Source organism: Planctomycetota bacterium (genome assembly GCA_021414025.1).
Taxonomy (GTDB): Bacteria; Planctomycetota; Phycisphaerae; order Phycisphaerales; family SM1A02; genus SYAC01.
Genome location: JAIOPG010000008.1, coordinates 288,424 through 304,863 on the forward strand (window position 1 = coordinate 288,424; position 16,440 = coordinate 304,863).

Annotated in this window: 10 protein-coding genes; 7 read left to right on the plus strand and 3 right to left on the minus strand. The window is 65.2% G+C overall.

Annotated elements, in window-relative coordinates; genetic code table 11:
• The first annotated feature begins 241 nt into the window (after window positions 1-241).
• The 4 genes from K8R92_12320 to K8R92_12335 all read left to right on the plus strand — a co-directional run bounded on the left by K8R92_12320 (window position 242) and on the right by K8R92_12335 (window position 7,724).
• The gene (locus tag K8R92_12320; GenBank protein ID MCE9620677.1) at window positions 242-3,958 is read left to right on the plus strand and encodes an adenosylcobalamin-dependent ribonucleoside-diphosphate reductase; all 3,717 of its coding nucleotides are present in this window, start codon (window positions 242-244) and stop codon (window positions 3,956-3,958) included.
• A gap of 275 nt (window positions 3,959-4,233) precedes the next feature.
• Window positions 4,234-4,935 (plus strand): hypothetical protein, encoded by a 702-nt coding sequence (locus K8R92_12325; GenBank protein MCE9620678.1) that lies wholly within the window; start codon window positions 4,234-4,236, stop codon window positions 4,933-4,935.
• A gap of 42 nt (window positions 4,936-4,977) precedes the next feature.
• The gene (locus K8R92_12330) at window positions 4,978-6,105 is read left to right on the plus strand and encodes a cobalamin-dependent protein (GenBank protein ID MCE9620679.1); all 1,128 of its coding nucleotides are present in this window, start codon (window positions 4,978-4,980) and stop codon (window positions 6,103-6,105) included.
• A gap of 71 nt (window positions 6,106-6,176) precedes the next feature.
• A complete protein-coding gene (locus tag K8R92_12335; protein ID MCE9620680.1) occupies window positions 6,177-7,724 on the plus strand; it encodes an MmgE/PrpD family protein in 1,548 nt (515 codons plus the stop codon).
• A 4-nt stretch (window positions 7,725-7,728) separates the two neighbouring features.
• On the opposite strand, the gene K8R92_12340 is transcribed toward K8R92_12335, so the two are convergent.
• Both K8R92_12340 and fbp read right to left on the minus strand, forming a co-directional pair.
• On the minus strand, window positions 7,729-11,310 hold the full coding sequence (locus tag K8R92_12340; protein ID MCE9620681.1) for a PDZ domain-containing protein: 3,582 nt from the start codon (window positions 11,308-11,310) through the stop codon (window positions 7,729-7,731).
• A gap of 34 nt (window positions 11,311-11,344) precedes the next feature.
• On the minus strand, window positions 11,345-12,397 hold the full coding sequence (gene fbp / locus K8R92_12345) for a class 1 fructose-bisphosphatase (GenBank protein MCE9620682.1): 1,053 nt from the start codon (window positions 12,395-12,397) through the stop codon (window positions 11,345-11,347).
• Window positions 12,398-12,513: 116 nt separating this feature from the next.
• On the opposite strand from fbp, the gene K8R92_12350 reads away from it, so the two are divergent.
• Together K8R92_12350 and K8R92_12355 are read left to right on the plus strand one after the other, a co-directional pair.
• A complete protein-coding gene (locus tag K8R92_12350) occupies window positions 12,514-13,692 on the plus strand; it encodes a thiolase family protein (GenBank protein MCE9620683.1) in 1,179 nt (392 codons plus the stop codon).
• On the plus strand, window positions 13,689-14,378 hold the full coding sequence (locus K8R92_12355; protein ID MCE9620684.1) for a TMEM175 family protein: 690 nt from the start codon (window positions 13,689-13,691) through the stop codon (window positions 14,376-14,378). Before K8R92_12350 ends, K8R92_12355 begins: the two co-directional genes overlap by 4 nt.
• An 11-nt stretch (window positions 14,379-14,389) precedes the next feature.
• Here K8R92_12355 and K8R92_12360 read toward each other — a convergent pair whose 3' ends face one another.
• Window positions 14,390-15,493, minus strand: coding sequence for a glycoside hydrolase family 99-like domain-containing protein (locus K8R92_12360; GenBank protein ID MCE9620685.1), 1,104 nt, complete (start codon window positions 15,491-15,493; stop codon window positions 14,390-14,392).
• 245 nt (window positions 15,494-15,738) lie between these two features.
• On the opposite strand from K8R92_12360, the gene K8R92_12365 reads away from it, so the two are divergent.
• A complete protein-coding gene (locus K8R92_12365; GenBank protein ID MCE9620686.1) occupies window positions 15,739-16,434 on the plus strand; it encodes a TIGR00730 family Rossman fold protein in 696 nt (231 codons plus the stop codon).
• Window positions 16,435-16,440 lie beyond the last annotated feature (6 nt).

Below are 16,440 nucleotides of genomic sequence, written 5' to 3' on the forward strand. Positions count from 1 at the left end.
TTCGGGTTCCTCTTCAAGACTTTCGCCCGCATGAATCACTGGTCGTCCATTGCGACCCTCCCGGCACACCAAGCCAACTCCTCCGATTCCTTCGGAGCTTCCCCCAAACATTCGCCGCTTCACTTTCCGCGCGTTCCCTCGTCGCACGACGACCGGACCGCCGCGGCGAGCTGAGCCTGGCGCGTCCGACTTCCCCCGGCCAATTTATTTTCACCTCATTCCGCCTTAGAGAGATTGAACCATGAAGATCACCCCGCGCTTCACCCGTCCCGGACAAGACGTCTTCAGCACCGTCGAATGGAGCCTGCGCACCAGCCGCATCAGCAACAGCGATGGCTCGACCGTCTTCGAGATGAACAACGCCGAGATCCCGGCCGCGTGGAGCCAGCTCGCCACCGACATCGTGGTGAGCAAGTACTTCCGCAAGGCCGGCGTCGAGCAGATCGGCGCCGATGGCAAGCCCGCGATGGACGCCGCGGGCAAGCCCGTGCTCGGGCCGGAGCGCTCGGTGCGCCAGGTGGTGCATCGCCTCGCCGGATGCTGGCGCCACTGGGGCGAGAAGTTCGGATACTTCTCCACGCCGCAGGATGCGCAGGCCTTCTACAACGAAATCTCCTGGATGCTGCTCAACCAGGTTGCCGCCCCCAACAGCCCGCAATGGTTCAACACCGGATTGCAATGGGCCTACGGCATCACCGGCCCGGCCCAGGGGCACTGGATCGCCGACCACAACACCGGCGAAGTCTCGCTGGCTGCCGACGCCTACAGCCATCCGCAGCCGCACGCCTGCTTCATCCAGAGCGTGCGCGATGACCTGGTGGGCGATGGCGGCATCATGGACCTGTGGACCCGCGAGGCCCGCCTCTTCAAGTATGGCTCGGGCACCGGCACTAATTTCAGCCGCCTTCGCGGCGAGAACGAGTCGCTCTCGGGCGGCGGCAAGAGTTCGGGCCTGATGAGCTTCCTCAAGATCGGCGACCGCGCCGCCGGCGCTATCAAGAGCGGCGGCACCACGCGCCGCGCCGCCAAGATGGTCTGCCTGGACGTGGACCATCCCGACATCGAGGCCTTCGTGAACTGGAAGGTCCGCGAGGAGCTCAAGGTCGCCGCCCTCGTCGAAGGCGCCAAACGCTTCACCCCCGAGCAGAAGGAGGTCGCCAGCCGACTCAACCTGAAGCTGGACTTCGATTTCAATGGCGAGTGCTACCAGACCGTCAGCGGCCAGAATTCCAACAACTCGATCCGCCTTTCGGACGAGTTCATGAACGCGGTCGACGCCGACGCCTCGTGGAACCTGACCCAGCGCACCGACGGCAAGGTTGCCAAGACGCTTCCCGCCCGCGACCTCTGGCAGCAGATCTCTTTCGCCGCATGGCAATGCGCCGATCCCGGCCTGCAGTACGACAGCACGATCAACGCCTGGCACACCTGCCCCAAGGGCGGACGCATCAACGCCAGCAATCCCTGCAGCGAATACATGTTCCTGGACAACACCGCGTGCAACCTGGCCAGCATCAACCTGCTCAAGTTCTACGACCCCGAGACCCGCGCCTTCGACCTCGAGGGCTACGAGCACGCCATCACGCTCTGGACCGCGGTGCTGGAGATCAGCGTGCTGATGGCTTCCTTCCCCTCGAAGGAGATCGCCGAGCTCAGCTGGAAGTACCGCACGCTGGGCTTGGGCTACGCCAATCTCGGCGCGCTGCTGATGCAGGCGGGCATTCCCTACGACAGCGAAGAAGGCCGCGCCGTGTGCGGCGCCCTTTCCGCCATCCTCACCGGTCGCAGTTACGCCGCCAGTGCGCTGCTGGCCGCGGAGCATGGGGCCTTCGGCGGCTACAGCGAGAACCGCGACAGCATGCTGCGGGTCATCCGCAACCACCGCCGCGCCGCCTACGGCGTCGACCGCGCCTCCAATGAATGGGAGGATCTGGCGATTCGGCCGGTCTCAATCAATCATGATCTCTTCAAGACCGGGAAGATCTCGCTCTCCAACGCGGGCGACCTGCTTTCACGCTCGCTGGCCTGCTGGGACGATGCCCTGCTCTTCGGCACCAAGTTCGGTTTCCGCAATGCGCAGGTCACCGTGATCGCGCCGACCGGAACCATCGGCTTGCTGATGGACTGCGACACCACCGGCGTCGAACCCGACTTCGCCCTGACCAAGTTCAAGAAACTCGCCGGCGGCGGCTACTTCAAGATCGCCAACCAGAGTCTGCGCCCCGCGATCAAGGCGCTGGGCTACAGCGACGAGATCTCCGATCGGATCATGACCCACGTCATCGGCACGCTCAGCATTGACACGCCGATCCCCGACGTCGAGGGCCAGATGATCGGCGACGGTCCCTCCTTCCGCGAGTTCCTCAGCGAAAAGGGCTACACCGGTGACGACCTGGTCGCGCTGGAGAATCAGCTGCCGATGATGTTCGAGCTGGGCTTCGCCTTCTCCGCCTGGAGCATGCCGGCGCAGGTGCTGGAGAAGATCGGCGTCAGCCCGGCCGCGGCCAAGGCCGATCCGAAGTTCAACGGGCTGCGCAAGCTCGGCCTGCGCAAGAAGCAGATCGACACCCTCAACCGCCTGATCTGCGGAACGCAGACGGTCGAGGGCACGCCGCTGCTCAAGCCGGAGCACCTCGCGGTCTTCGACTGCGCCAACAAATGCGGCGCCACCGGCACGCGATTCATCCGCCCGGATGGCCACATCCACATGATGGCCGCGGCGCAGCCCTTCATCTCGGGGGCCATCTCCAAGACCATCAACCTGCCGGCCGAGGCCAGCGTGGGCGAGGTCGGCGCCTCCTACCGGCTGAGCTGGGAGCTCGGGCTCAAGGCCAACGCGCTCTATCGCGACGGCAGCAAGCTGAGCCAGCCGCTCAACACCAAGGTCGACGTGGAGCAGGAGGAGGAGGACCTTGACGGTCTCGAGACCACGACCACCTCGACCTCCGTCACCACCACCGTCTTCCACGAATCGCTTTCCACAGAGACGCAATCCATCGACCGCATGGTCGAGGTCGCCGAAACCGGATCGATGGTGGTGCCCGTGGCCCAGAGCGGCGGCGAGTTCGTGGAGCGCGTCGTGGAGCGGGTCGTGGAGCGCGTCATCGAGCGGCCGCTGCGCCGCCGCCTGCCCGAGACCCGCGGCAGCATCACCCACAAGTTCAACGTCGCCGGACATGAGGGCTACCTCATCGTCGGCCTCTATGAAGATGGTCGCCCCGGCGAACTCTTCATCACCATGGCGAAGGAAGGCTCGACCATCGGCGGCCTGATGGATTCGCTGGGCACCGCGATCAGCGTGGCCCTGCAGTACGGCGTGCCGGTTGAAAGCCTGGTCACAAAGTTCGCGCATCAGCGCTTCGAGCCCATGGGCATGACCACGAATTCCGAGATTCCCTTCGCCAAGAGCCTGGTGGACTACATCTTCCGATGGATGGGCATGCAGTTCATCCCGGGCTACCGCGAATCGAACGCGCCACGGCGGGGATCCGCCGCGGCTCCCTATGCGACGCCGGATGTTCCCGCGTCTGATTTTCACCACACTGTCAAGGAGGACACTGGATGGCAACAGCGCATGGATGGCGCCGCGAACCCGACAGCGGCCCGTTTTTCGAGCACGGACGGCGATGGTCGTGGACCGACCGGCACGGCCGATCCCATCTCCGCTTCTCTCGAATTGAAAGGCCAGGCGAAGACCGACGCGGGGCCGGGCCGTCTCTCCGTCGCCGAGCTTGGACGCTTGACGGGCGAATCTTTGGCTGGAGCGGCCGCGAGCGCGACGACGAAAGACGCTCTCGCGGCCGAGGCGTATTTTCAGGCCACGGCCTCCGTGCTTGATCAGTCCAACGCCCAGCTGATGGGCGACGCTCCCGCCTGCGATGTCTGCGGAGCGATCACGGTTCGAAACGGTACTTGCTATCGATGTCTCAACTGCGGCAACAGCATGGGCTGCAGCTGAGCCATCTTCACAAACAAACTCCCGGGTCGTTCATCCACTCCGATAACGACCCGGGCGTATGCACGCGATGGGGGCAGGTCCCCAAAGAGGCACTAGTCGGCATGTGGATGGACCTCCTTGCACTGGTCGGACGAGCACGGAGACCGCTCTCCCGACCCCTCGGCTGCGGCTGACACCGGAAGCCGTGAGATTTGGAATGGATTCCGAATCTGCCGAGGTGGCCTGCCTCCCGAAGGCTGCCCCCATCGCCCTTACGCTCGCTACAATTTCGTTTCATGCCCATTCGCACCACCATTCAACCCTTCGTCTTCTGGAGGAACGCGATCTTCGCGTTTTTGTGCCTGGTCTTCGGTGTTTGGGGCTATTACGACTGGGCGGTCAAGATCCCCAACCTCGAGGCGGACTGCATCGCCATCGACTCCGCCAAGGAGGAGATCAAAAAGTTCGAGACCATGGCCGCGACCGCGCCGCTGAACCAGAGCGACACCGCCCGCTATGTCGCCGCCAAGAAGACCGTCGAGGAGATCAATTCCCGCAACGCGGGCCCGCCCGTCAAACCCTCGCCGCTGGACCGCCCGATGCAGATGTGGCTCTACGTGGTCGGCTGCGGCATCCTGGGCACTCCCTTTTTCATCTGGCCGATCGTGAAGATCCTGCGGCGCCAATACCGCCTCGACGAGGATGGCACGCTGCACACCCCGGGCGGCACCTACACCAGGGACCAGATCGTGGAGATCGACATGCGCCGCTGGTGCGCCAAGGATGGCGATCGACGCAGCACCTGGACCGCCACCGCCGTGACCGACGAGGGCAAGCGGATCGTGCTCGACGACCACGACTTCAAGAACATGCACCTGATCATCGGCGGCATCGCCCACCGCCTGATGCCCGCCAAGTGGACGGTCGAGGCGAAGCCCGTCGCCGCGTCTCCGAACGACGCCGGCGCTCCCGCGAACTCCGAAGTCGCAGCCAACTGATCCCGCCATCTGCGGGTCTCCGAAGAAACGAGCTGCGTCCAAGTGAAAGCGACCACCGAACCCACGACCGCGATTGAGAAGAAGGATCGCTGCGGCGGTCTGCCGCACCGGCCGCGCGTGCTGCTGGGAAAGATGGGCCTGGACGGCCACGATCGCGGCGTGAAGCTCATCGCGCGGCTGCTGCGCGACAGCGGCGTGCACGTGATCTACAGCGGACTTTGGCAGACGCCGCGCAGCCTGGCCATCGGCGCCCGCGACGAGGACGCCGACTGCATCGCCTGCTCGATGATGAGCAACAGCCACCTGGTGCTGGTGCCGCGGCTCATCGAGGAGTGCCGCAAGGTCGGCCGGCCCGACATGATCGTCAACGTCGGCGGCATCATTCCGCAGGAGGATGTCCCGGTGCTGGTCGCCGGGGGCGTGAACAAGATTTTCCACACCGGCGCGGGGCTCGAGCCCATCGTGGAGAGCGTCCGCGCTTCGGTCCGCGATTACGCGCCGCTGCCCGCGGCGCCGACACCCAATCCAACCGCGCAGCTGGCACGGATGATCTCATTGGCCCACGCCAAGCAACTGGACGCGAAGGCGCCGCGGCGGCGCCCCAAGCGCGTGGTCGGCATCACCGGCGCGCCCGGCGCCGGCAAGAGCACGCTGGTGGCCTCGATGGCCCGCGAGATGGTGCTGCGATCCAAGAAGCTGGCGGTGATCGCCTTCGACCCGATGAGCCCGATCACCAGCGGGGCCCTGCTGGGCGACCGGCTGCGCGTCGACTTCAACGCCGTCGACGAGGGAGTCTTCTACCGCTCGCTGGCGATCATGGGCGAGGATTACGCGACGCTCGATGACATTCTGGGATTGCTCGGCGCCGCGGGCTACGACGACGTCCTGGTGGAAACCGTCGGCGCCGGCCAGAACGACGTCGCCATCCGCCTCCACGTCGACCGCTGCATCGTGGTCGTGGTTCCCGGCATGGGCGACTCCGTGCAGATGGACAAGGCCGGACTGCTCGAGATCGCCGACCTCTTCGTGGCCAACAAGGCCGACCACGCCGGCGAGGCCAAGCTGGTCCGCGAGCTGCTCGACGTGGCCGCGGGCCGACCGATCCTGGAGACCATCGCCACCCAGGGCAAGGGCGTGGTCGAGCTGCTCAACGCGATTTTCCCGGCGTAAACGCCGCCATCCCCCGGCGAAGGTTCGCGGCCCCCAAGGTGCTACATTCACCGCCCCCTTTGGAGATCTCCATGAGTGACGCATCGTCGCCGCGCGTTCTTTCCCGCAATTCCAACCAGGCCCTGGGCATCGGCCAGTACGCGATCGACTTCCTGCGCGAAGGCCGGCCCGATCCCTCCGTCCTCGAGCGGACCACGCTCTTTCACACCGACGCCGTGCTCTGCGGCGTCAGCGCGCTGGCGCTGGGCACCAACGCGCCGGTGCTGCTGCGCAAGGAGGCCCTGGACTACCGCACCAAGAAGGGCGTCCCGGTCTTCGGCAGCGACAAGCGGGTCTCCCCCGAGAAGGCCGTGGTGGCCAACTGCGCCGCGGTTCGCGAATGGGATTCCAACGGCACCAACTTCGGCTATCGCCCCGAACTCGGGCACACCGCCGGTGAGTTCGGCCACAACGACTTCTATCCCGTGGCCGTTGCCGCGGCACAGCTCGCCCGCGAAGGCGGCGACATCGCGCTGCGCGGCATGGTCTGCCTGGACGAGATCCGCGGGCGCCTGGCCGAGGTCTTCTCGCTCAAGAGCTACAAGATCGACCACGTGGTGCATGGGGCGATCGCCAGCGCCGCGGTCTACGGGGCGATCCTGGGCGCGACCGCCGAGGAGATCGAGGGCGCCATCGGCATGATGGTGGCCCACGCGATTCCCTGGCGCGCCATCCGCGCCGGCAAGCAGCTCAGCGACTCCAAGGGGGCCAGCGCCGCCATCAGCGCCGAGTTCGCCGTGCTCTGCATGCAGCGTTCGATGCGCGGCTTCCTGGGCCCGCGCGACATCTTCCGAAATCCCGAGAGCCTCTTTCGTCAGTTCGAGCCGACCCAGGGGGACAGCCCCTTCGACCTGCACCTTTCCATGGCCGGTTCGGATTTCGCCGTGATGGGTATGCACTTCAAGCTGGGCCTCTACGAGCACCAGAGCGCGGGCGCGCTCCAGGGCGTGATCGACCTGGTGCAGCGCCATCCGGAGCTGGCGGAGAAGCCGGATTCCATCCGCAGCATCACCATCACCGCCTACGAGCCCGCCTTCGGCATCATCGGCGACCCCGCCAAGCGCGACCCCAAGACGCGGCAGAGCGCCGACCACTCCATGCTCTACATCGTCAGCACGCTGCTGCGCAAGGCCATCGAGCGGGTCGCCTCCAAGGGCCGGGCCGGGCTCGGCACCAGCAGCGACGACGCGTGGAAGGCGCTGATGCTGGAGCCGGTGGACTACGGCTCGGAGGCGATCTTCAATGCCAACACGCGGGCGATGATGGCCAAGGTCCACTTCGAGCATGGCGGTCCGGAATTCGACCGCCGCTACCCCGAGGGCATTCCGACCCAGGTGAAGATCACCACCGACCAGGGCACGCACGACAGCGGGCTGGTCATGTTCCCCGCCGGACATGCGCGAAATCACACCGCGAACCTGCAGGACATCCTTGCCGCCAAATTCGCCCTGATGGCCGGGCTCGGCGTGAAGAAGGGCAAGCGGCTGGTGGGCACGCTCGCCGCGCTGGGTACGCTCGACCGCAAGGAGCTGGCCGAGCTCTACGACTTCGAGCTGCTGGACCGCGGTCCCTTCGAATAGCGGATCACTTCATGCCTGGGACATTCGTCGAGGACGCGGCGCCCCCTGCCGCGCCGGAATTCTCCGGTGCGCCGCCCTTGCGGATGCGCACCGGCATCTCGTGCTTGGGCGGCATCTGCTTCAGAAGCACCTCGACCGCCCGCTCAAGCTGGGTGTCGCGCCCCGCCTGCTGGTCCTGCGGCAGCCACACCATCTCGATGTCCGGCGTCACGCCCTCGTTCTCCACCTTGTAGCCGCGCTTGGGAGTCCAGAATCCGTAGCCAGGCTGCGACGAAATGCCGCCATCCATGAATCCCTTGTCCATGTCGATGCCGACCACGCCACCCCAGGTGCGCGTGCCGACCAGAGTGGTTCCGTTCACCAGGCGCATGGACTCGGGGAAGATGTCGCCGTCGCTTCCGGCTCCCTGGTCCATCAGCACCACGATCGGTCCGTCGATCACGCGAGTCGGATAGGGTTCGATGCGTCCCTCGCGCGGCACGGTGTAGGCCCAGGGCTTGCGCGACAATTTCTCCACCAGCGCCTGACTGATATAGCCGCCGCCATTGTCGCGAATGTCCACCAGCAGGCCCTGCTTGTCCGTCTGCGGATAGAAGTTGCGCATGAAGGAGATGAGCCCTTCGGAATCCATGTCAGGCAGATGGATGTAGCCCAGCTTGCCGCCGGAAAGCTCGGCCACTTTTTTGCGGTTGCCCTCCACCCAGCTGGCGTAGCGCAGCGCGTGGTCGCTGGAGGGAAGCGTGACCTCGACCAGCGTGCCCTCCGTGTCCTTCGGGGAATCCCCGATGTAGAGCCGCACGCTCTTGCCGCCCTTGTCCACCAGCAACTCCGCCGGATCCTGCTTGGGATCGAGCTTGACGCCGTCGATCGCCAGCAGGTACTGCCCGGCCTTCACGTTTCGGAAGGGCTTGGCCAGCGGGCTCTCGCCGCCGCCGATCGCCGACTCATCCGGGAAGATCCGCGCGATCTTCCATCCCTCGTCCGTCTGCTGCAGGTCCGCGCCAAGCGAGCCGACCGACACCGGCCGGGTCTGTGCGAAATCGGCGCCGCCCGAGATGTAGGCGTGGCTGTTGCGCAGCTCGGACATCATCTCGCCAATGACGTCGTTCAGTTCGCCGCGCGAGCCGATCCGCTCCACCAGCGGGCGGTAGCGCTCGCGGATGCCGGCCCAGTCCACGCCGTTCATGTCCTCGCGCCAGAAGAAGTCGCGCTGCAGCCGCCAGGCCTCCTCGAAGATCTGCTTCCACTCCGCCTTGGGGTCCACGCGCACCGCGAGGTCCTTGGTCTCGATGGGCTTGGGCTCGCCACCGGTGGTGTCGATGCTGGAAAGCGCCGAACCGTCCCACGAGACGACCTTGGCGCCGGTCGGATCCATGATCCACGCCTCGACCGCGTTGGCCAGCAGCGGCGTGGTCTTCTCCTCGACCAGGTCGAAGCGCTCGACCTTGGTTCCGCCCTGGCCCAGCGGCGGCGCGGGCCACTTCTCGTCGAGCACGCCCTCGAGCGGGCGCCGTCCCAGCAGCACGCCGCCGGCGATCGCTTCGAAGCCGTCGAAGCTGCCCGCCGGGATCGGCAGCAAGGCCACGCGCTCTGAGATTCCCGCGCTGTCGACCTCGGCGGGAATCTCCGCGTCGAGCTCCGCCAGCTCCGAGGCCTTCTTGCCCTTGTCGGCGGCGGATTCCTTGCCCTTCGCCTCGGCCGTCGCATGCGGGATGCCCGCGTTCGTCGCCTCGCCGGCTTGCGCCGCAGATCCATCCATCGGGACCGATGCGGCCTCCCCGGATTCGTCCGCCTCGTGCGCCTCCTTCAACTTTGCTCCCAGGTCGCGCCACGCGCCCAGGTCCATGCCCATCTGCGCCGCGTCCTGCCGCAGCGGCGGCGGAAACTTGGCGTAGAGCGGCACCACGCACACCTGCGTGGTCTGCAGGTTGGCGAAGTTCAGCTCCGCGTGGTCGGGCGTGGGGTTGATGTTGCGGTCGGAGAGGAAATAGAGGTAGAGGCCGGCGGGATCCCAGCGCGGGGCGTAGTCGTTGGTCATGCCCTCGCCGATCGACGTGTTCACGCCCGTCTCGAGATTGCGGATCACGACCTGCTGAAGTCCATTCGAGAGCGGGCGCGACCAGGCGAGCCACTTGGAATCGGGGCTGAAGCGATAGTCGGAGATCGCGCCGTTGACGGAGGCGTCGGCCTCGACGGAAGCCTTGGTTTCCAGATTCAGCACGCGCAGGAATCCGGTCTTGGTGCTCCAGGCGAGGTGCTTTTCGTCCAGGCTCGCCACCGGCGGATGGATCCACGACTCGCTGCTCTCGACCTTCGTCTCGTCCGGGGAGAAGAGGGATCCGGCGGCGGGGTCGGCGGGATTCTCGCGCGGATCAACGGCAATGTGCCGCGTCATGATGTCGGATTGGCCGTTGAGATCGCTCACGTAGGCGACCAGGTCCTCGCCCAGCCAGGTCACGTCGCGCTCGCGGCTGATGCTGCGGCCGGGAAACTGGATCGGCGTGGTGATCTCATGGCCGTTGAGCGGGTCGACCGGTATCACCGTCACCTCGCCGCGCGACTCGATCGCCAGTCGCTTGCCGCCCGGCGAGAGCGCAAAGCCCTCGGCGTGGGCCATCACGGATTCGAAGCGCGGCCGGCTCTGCAGGCGGTCGCCGATCAGGCGGATGTCCAGCGCCTGCATCTGCCCGCTCTTCGTGTCGAAGTTGATGATCTCGCCGCCGCGGGTGAAGACGATCCATCCCCCGTCGGCCGCGGGATCGGCGCTGGCCCAGCGCGGCTCAAGGTCGGAGGACGTGAAGAAGGTGTGCTGCGTCCGGTCGGCGCCCTTGGCGTCCACGCTCCAGAGGTTCATCACGCCGCCCGAGTCGGAGAGGAACCAGATGCGACCCTGCTTCCACATGGGGAACAATTCGTTCTCGGCCGTCTTGGTCAATTGGGCGAAGGACTTCCGGTCGGAGCCGGCGAGCCAGAGGTCCGGCGCGGTGCCGCCGCGATAGCCCTTCCAATGCCAGTTCTCGTTGGACCAGCGCGTGAAGACGATCTGCCCCGTCGCCGGATCGATCGCCGCCAGCGACGCCTCGCCGATGTTGATCGGTTGCGCAGGGCCGCCGGTCACGGGCACCTGCCAGAGTTCCACTCGCCCCATCGGGTTGGTCCGCGAGGAGCGGAAGACCACGAACTTGCCGTCCGGTGTGAAGGTGAGCGGCTGCTCGCTGGAGTCGTGGAAGGTCAGACGCTTGGGCGATCCGCCCGTGATCGGCATGATGTAGATCTCAGGATTGCCGTCGTAGTCGGCGGCGAAGGCGATGTTCCTGCCGTCCGGAGAAATCACCGGCCAGCTTTCCATGCCCGCGCCGCTGGTCAGGCGCGCCGCTTCGTAGGGCGCGCTGCCGTTGATCTTGGTCGTCCACAGATCGCCGTCGGCGACGAAGACCATGCGCTCGCCGCGCACCGCCGGGTGGGAGAAATAGCCGCGGCCCGGCGCGTCGGCAAGCATCGCAGGCGCCTTGGCATCCGCGGCCCGGGCCGATGCATTCACGGTGGCGGCAACAACCAGCATCAACGATAGCAATGAACGTGGCATGGACGATTCTTTCTTGGAATGATTCCGCGGTCGGTTAGCTCTTCGATCCCGAAACATAGCGCATGACATGGTCGACTTCCTCGGGCGAGCCCATCACCAGCGGCGTGCGCTCGTGCAGGTGCTTGGGCACCACGTCGAGCGTGCGCATGGAGCCCGTCGTGCTTTTGCCTCCGGCCTGCTCCATCAGGAAGCTCATCGGGTTGGCCTCGTAAAGCAAGCGCAATTTTCCCGAGGGGTGTTTCTTGGTCGGCGGATAGAGGAAGACGCCGCCGTTGATCAGCGTGCGATGCACGTCCGCCACCATGCTGCCGATGTAGCGGCTGGAATACTGATTGGCGTGGGTCCAGGCGAGGTAGTCGCGGTAGCCGCGCGGGAAACCCTCGGCGTAGGCCTCGTTGACGGAATAGACCTTGTTCGCCTGCGGAATCTGCAGGTCGCGCTTGACCAGCAGGAAGCTGCCCACGCTGGTGTCCAGCTCGAACATGTGGGTGCCGTGGCCGGTGGTCAGCATGAAGACGGTGCTCGAGCCGTAGAGCACGTAGCCCGCGGCGATCTGCTCGGCGCCGCGCTGGCAGACGGTCTCCATGGCGCCGGAGATCCCCGGATCATTTTTCAGCACGGTGAAAATGGTTCCCACGCCCACCGCGGTGTCGAGGTTGCTCGAACCGTCCAGCGGATCAAAGAGAACGCAATACTTGCCGCCCTCGCTGCCCTTGCGCAAAATGGTCGGCTCGTGGTCCTCCTCGCTGCCCAGCACGGCGATCGAGGGGCGCGAGCCAAGCACGCGCATGATGACTTCGTTGGAGATCATGTCCATGCGCAGCTGAACCTCGTCCTGCACATTGATCGTGCCTTCCTGGCCGATGACCCCCTGCAGGCGCACATGTCGAACCTTGAAGGCGATGATCTTGGCGGCCAGTGAAATCGCCGAGATGATCCAGCTGAATTCGCCGGTGGCGCTGGGATACTTCTGTTCTTCCTCGAGAATGAAACTCTGCAGGCTGACCAGATTGTCGGTGACGACATCGGGTCGCTTGGAATCAGCCGCCGTGGCGGCCGTGGTCTTGCTGGGCTTCGCGGAACTCATGAATCGTCTCCAGAATGAGGCCGGAAGCAGCCCCGAACTCAGGCTACCATCCTCCTCCCGAACATCGCGCCCGCGCATGCGGGCACGCACGCCGAGTCACCCGCAAGGAGAAACCCATGCCGCAACCCGTCATCCTCGCCGCACGTCGCACCCCCATCGGCCGCTTCGGCGGATCGCTCGCGAAAGTGCCGGCGCCGCAGCTCGGGGCCTTCGCCATCGAGGCGGTCCTGGCCGATGTGCCCGCGGCGAAGGCGGCGATCGAGGAGTGTGTGATGGGCAATGTGCTGCAGGCGGGCGTCGGGCAGAACCCAGCGCGGCAGGCGGGTCTGCTGGCGGGTTTGCCCCACACGCTCAACGCGGTCACCGTGAACAAGGTCTGCGGATCGGGCCTGCAGGCGGTGATGCAGATGGCCACCAGCATCAAGGCCGGCGACATCCAATGCGGCGTCGCGGGCGGCATGGAGAACATGGATCTCGCTCCGCATTTCGCGCACGTTCGCGCCGGAGTTCGCTTTGGCGACGCCAAGTTCATTGATCACATGTCAGCGGATGGTCTCACCTGCCCCTTTGAAAAATGGGGCATGGGATTCGCCGCCGACTACACGGCGCAGACCGGCGGCGTCACCCGCGAGGCGCAGGACAAGTTCAGCGTGCAGAGCCATCAGCGGGCGGCGCAGGCCACGAAGGATGGGCACTTCAAGGCGGAAATCGTGCCGCTCACCGCCGAGCGGATTTCGCAGAAGCAAGGCCTTGATGCGGACGAAGGATTCCGCGCCGATTCAAATCTGGAGGCGCTGGCCAAGTTGCGGCCTTCGTTCAACAAGGATGGAACCGTCACGGCCGGCAACTCCAGCCAGATTTCCGATGGCGCCGCGGCGCTGATCGTGGCGAGCGAGGAGTTCGCCAAGAAGATCGGCGCCAAACCGATGGCGAAGATCCTCGACTACAACACCGTCGGCGTGGCTCCGAAGGATATTTTCTTCGCCCCCAAGCTCGGCATTGAAACGCTGCTCAAGAAAAACAATCTCGCCGTCAAGGACATTGATCTCTTCGAGGTCAACGAAGCCTTCGCGGCGCAAATCCTCGCGGATGTCACGCCGCTGGGCATCCCGCACGAGAAGCTCAACATCTGCGGCGGCGGCGTGGCCATCGGCCATCCGATCGGTGCCAGCGGAGCCCGCGTGCTGGTGACGCTCATTCATCAGCTCAAGCGCACCGGCGGCAAGCGCGGCGTCTGCTCGCTCTGCCTGGGCGGCGGCAATGCCGTGTCCATGCTGATCGAACTCTGCCCATGATGGACGTCGAGCGCCTGCCCCGGCAGACGAACGGCTTCCGCCTGCGCGGCACCGAGGTGTCGCGGCTGGAGGCCTTCAGCGACGGACTCTTCGCGCTGGCCATGACGCTGCTGATCGTCAACCTGAGTCCGGCGCGAACCTTCGCGGAATTGCGCGAAAGCTTCTTCGCCCTGCCGGTCTTCGCCGTGTGCTTTGTCCTGATCGGCGCCATCTGGTGGGAGCATCACCGCTTCTTCCGCCGCACGGGATTGCAGGATTGGCAGATCATCGTGCTCAACGGCGTGCTGATGTTCCTGGTGATGTTCTACGTTTATCCGCTGAAATTCCTGTTTTCGCTCGCGCTCAACCGCGGACAGTTCGGCGTGGGCATGTCGGGCAACGACGGGCGCTGGCTCTTCACCATGTACGGGGCGGGCATGATTTCGATCTATGGCGTGCTCGGCTTCATGCATCGGCACGCCCTCGCGTGCCGCGACCAGCTCCAATTCGACGAGCGCGAGGCGTGGATGGAGCGCGAAGTGATGCAGAACTGCGCGATCTACGCATTCGTCGGAATAATTTCCATCAGTCTGGCCTGGATCCTTCCCGAAAACAAGCTGGGCTGGGCGGGCATGGCCTATGCGCTGCTGGGGCTGTTCTGCGCCGTGCACGGCTCGTGGATGGGAAACCGCCGTCCCCAAGTCTGAAGGCACGTCCCTCAGTTGGGATTCGGTTGTGCCGCCTTGAATTTCGCCGCCCACTCGGCCGTCATCTTGATGTACTTGTCGCCCAGTTCCTCGGAGGGCTCGATCTCGCTGCCTTCGTGCCACTCGTTGAAGCTGGTGACGAGCACCCAGTCCGGTTTTGCGGCGACCGCCTGGCGCCAGAGTTCCTCGTAAAGTTTTCCACCGTCGCGCTCGACCAAGAGACCCGGCGTGCGGACCTTGGTGTCGTCGTAGCCCGGGAAAACCGTGGCGCATGAGATCTTCCCGGAGGCGCGGGCCTTCTCGCCGCCTTCGCCGCAGTTCGCCCACCAGGGCATCGCGCGCTTCGCCCAGGTGTGAACCGACTCCTTTTTCTTGGCCGCCGCGGCCACGTCGCCGGCGGGACCATAGGCGCATGCACCGTCAAAAGTTGCCACGGCCTTGGCGCTGAAATCATCGCCGATCAGAAGTGGAAGAGGGCCGGCCGCGTGCGCGAGGATTTCCCGCACCTCCTTCCATTTCTCCACGCCGAGCTGCTGAATGGCGCGGCCATAGACGAAGATCACCGGACGTGCGACGCCATCCCTGATGACGCTGAGATAGGCGGCATGCGCACCGAAGCGCTTGGCGATGTCGGTGATTTCCGCCGCGACCGTCTCCGGCGTGCCGCCCTTGGGAATCTGCTCGTAGAAGATGCAGGCCCGTGTGCCCGCTTTCTTGCACGCGTCAAGACACGCTGGAACCGCCTGGTCCTCGAACGAGTCCTTGCCCCACCACGAGATGATGAATCCATCGATGCCGGCGCTCCTGGCCAAGTTGCAGTGACGTTCGATCACCGCGGGATCGTGCGAGTCATACGCGCCGCCCTTGGGATAATGGGTGCTCGAGGTGATCCTCATGCCAATGGCGTCGACGCCTGCCCAGTGGATGAACTTGCTCCCGTGAGCGCGACCACCCGGCCCTTCCGGCGTGCCATACCACGGGTAATAAAAGGCGAGGACCAGCGGCTTCTTCGCGATCACCGGGGCTGCCGGGGCGGGGATCCCCTGATTGGAGCTGCTCGCGCCGAGGATGCCATTCAGCGCGAGAAGTAGCACGGTGATGAGGCGGAATCGCATGAAATCATCGTAGTTCAACGGTGCTGCGCAGTGAGCGAGGTGCTATCACCAAGCGAGTTTAGCGCAGGGGCGAGTCCGCGAGCCCCGGAGCGTTGTCTGAGCGACTGATAGCACCTCGCTCACGGAGCCTCAGTTGCCGGAGCGACTGATGGCTCATCGCTCACGGAGCTCACCATCTCACTATTCTTGACCGCGTGCCCGAGCCCGAAGCCGTGAAGACGCCATCCGATCCTCCCGAGCAATTCATGCTCGGCGGACCGCGGCCGCGACTTGAGGAGTTCTTCCGCATCCTGCGCATCGCGACGGAATTCATCCGCGGATTCCGCAAGCTGCACTTCGTGGGACCCTGCGTGACGGTGTTCGGCAGCGCCCGCTTCGACGAGAAGAACGGCTGGTACCAACTTGCGCGACAGGTCGGTTCCGAACTGGGGCGGCGCGGGTTCACGGTGATGACCGGCGGCGGCCCGGGCATCATGGAGGCCGCCAACCGGGGAGCCCGTGACGTGAACGCCCCCTCCATCGGGTGCAACATCAAGCTGCCCCATGAGCAGATTCAAAATGCCTATTGCGACCGGACGATCTGGTTCCAGTACTTCTTCATTCGCAAGGTGATGCTGGTGAAATACTCCTACGGCTTCGTGGTCATGCCGGGCGGCTTCGGGACGCTCGACGAATTCTTCGAGGCCATCACGCTGGTGCAGACCAAGAAGATCGATGACTTTCCCGTCGTGCTCATGGGCCGCGCCTATTGGGACGAGCTGTTTGACTTCGTCAATACGCGACTTGTGCCGGCGGGCACCATTTCACCGACGGACACCCTGCTCTACAAGATCACCGACGATCCGGTCGAGGCGGCCGATTACATCAGCGAACCCGCGCGACTGCGGTTCGGCCTGAAGCACGGCGAAAAGCCCCGGCGCAAATGGTGGCTCTTCGAGTAGGACTTC

Coding starts and splice junctions, on each gene's coding strand:
- K8R92_12320 (MCE9620677.1), top strand. CDS start 242: ATGAAGATCACCCCGCGCTTCACCCGTCCCGGACAAGACGTCTTCAGC.
- K8R92_12325 (MCE9620678.1), top strand. CDS start 4,234: ATGCCCATTCGCACCACCATTCAACCCTTCGTCTTCTGGAGGAACGCG.
- K8R92_12335 (MCE9620680.1), top strand. CDS start 6,177: ATGAGTGACGCATCGTCGCCGCGCGTTCTTTCCCGCAATTCCAACCAG.
- K8R92_12340 (MCE9620681.1), bottom strand. CDS start 11,310: ATGCCACGTTCATTGCTATCGTTGATGCTGGTTGTTGCCGCCACCGTG.
- fbp (MCE9620682.1), bottom strand. CDS start 12,397: ATGAGTTCCGCGAAGCCCAGCAAGACCACGGCCGCCACGGCGGCTGAT.
- K8R92_12350 (MCE9620683.1), top strand. CDS start 12,514: ATGCCGCAACCCGTCATCCTCGCCGCACGTCGCACCCCCATCGGCCGC.
- K8R92_12355 (MCE9620684.1), top strand. CDS start 13,689: ATGATGGACGTCGAGCGCCTGCCCCGGCAGACGAACGGCTTCCGCCTG.
- K8R92_12360 (MCE9620685.1), bottom strand. CDS start 15,493: ATGCGATTCCGCCTCATCACCGTGCTACTTCTCGCGCTGAATGGCATC.
- K8R92_12365 (MCE9620686.1), top strand. CDS start 15,739: ATGCTCGGCGGACCGCGGCCGCGACTTGAGGAGTTCTTCCGCATCCTG.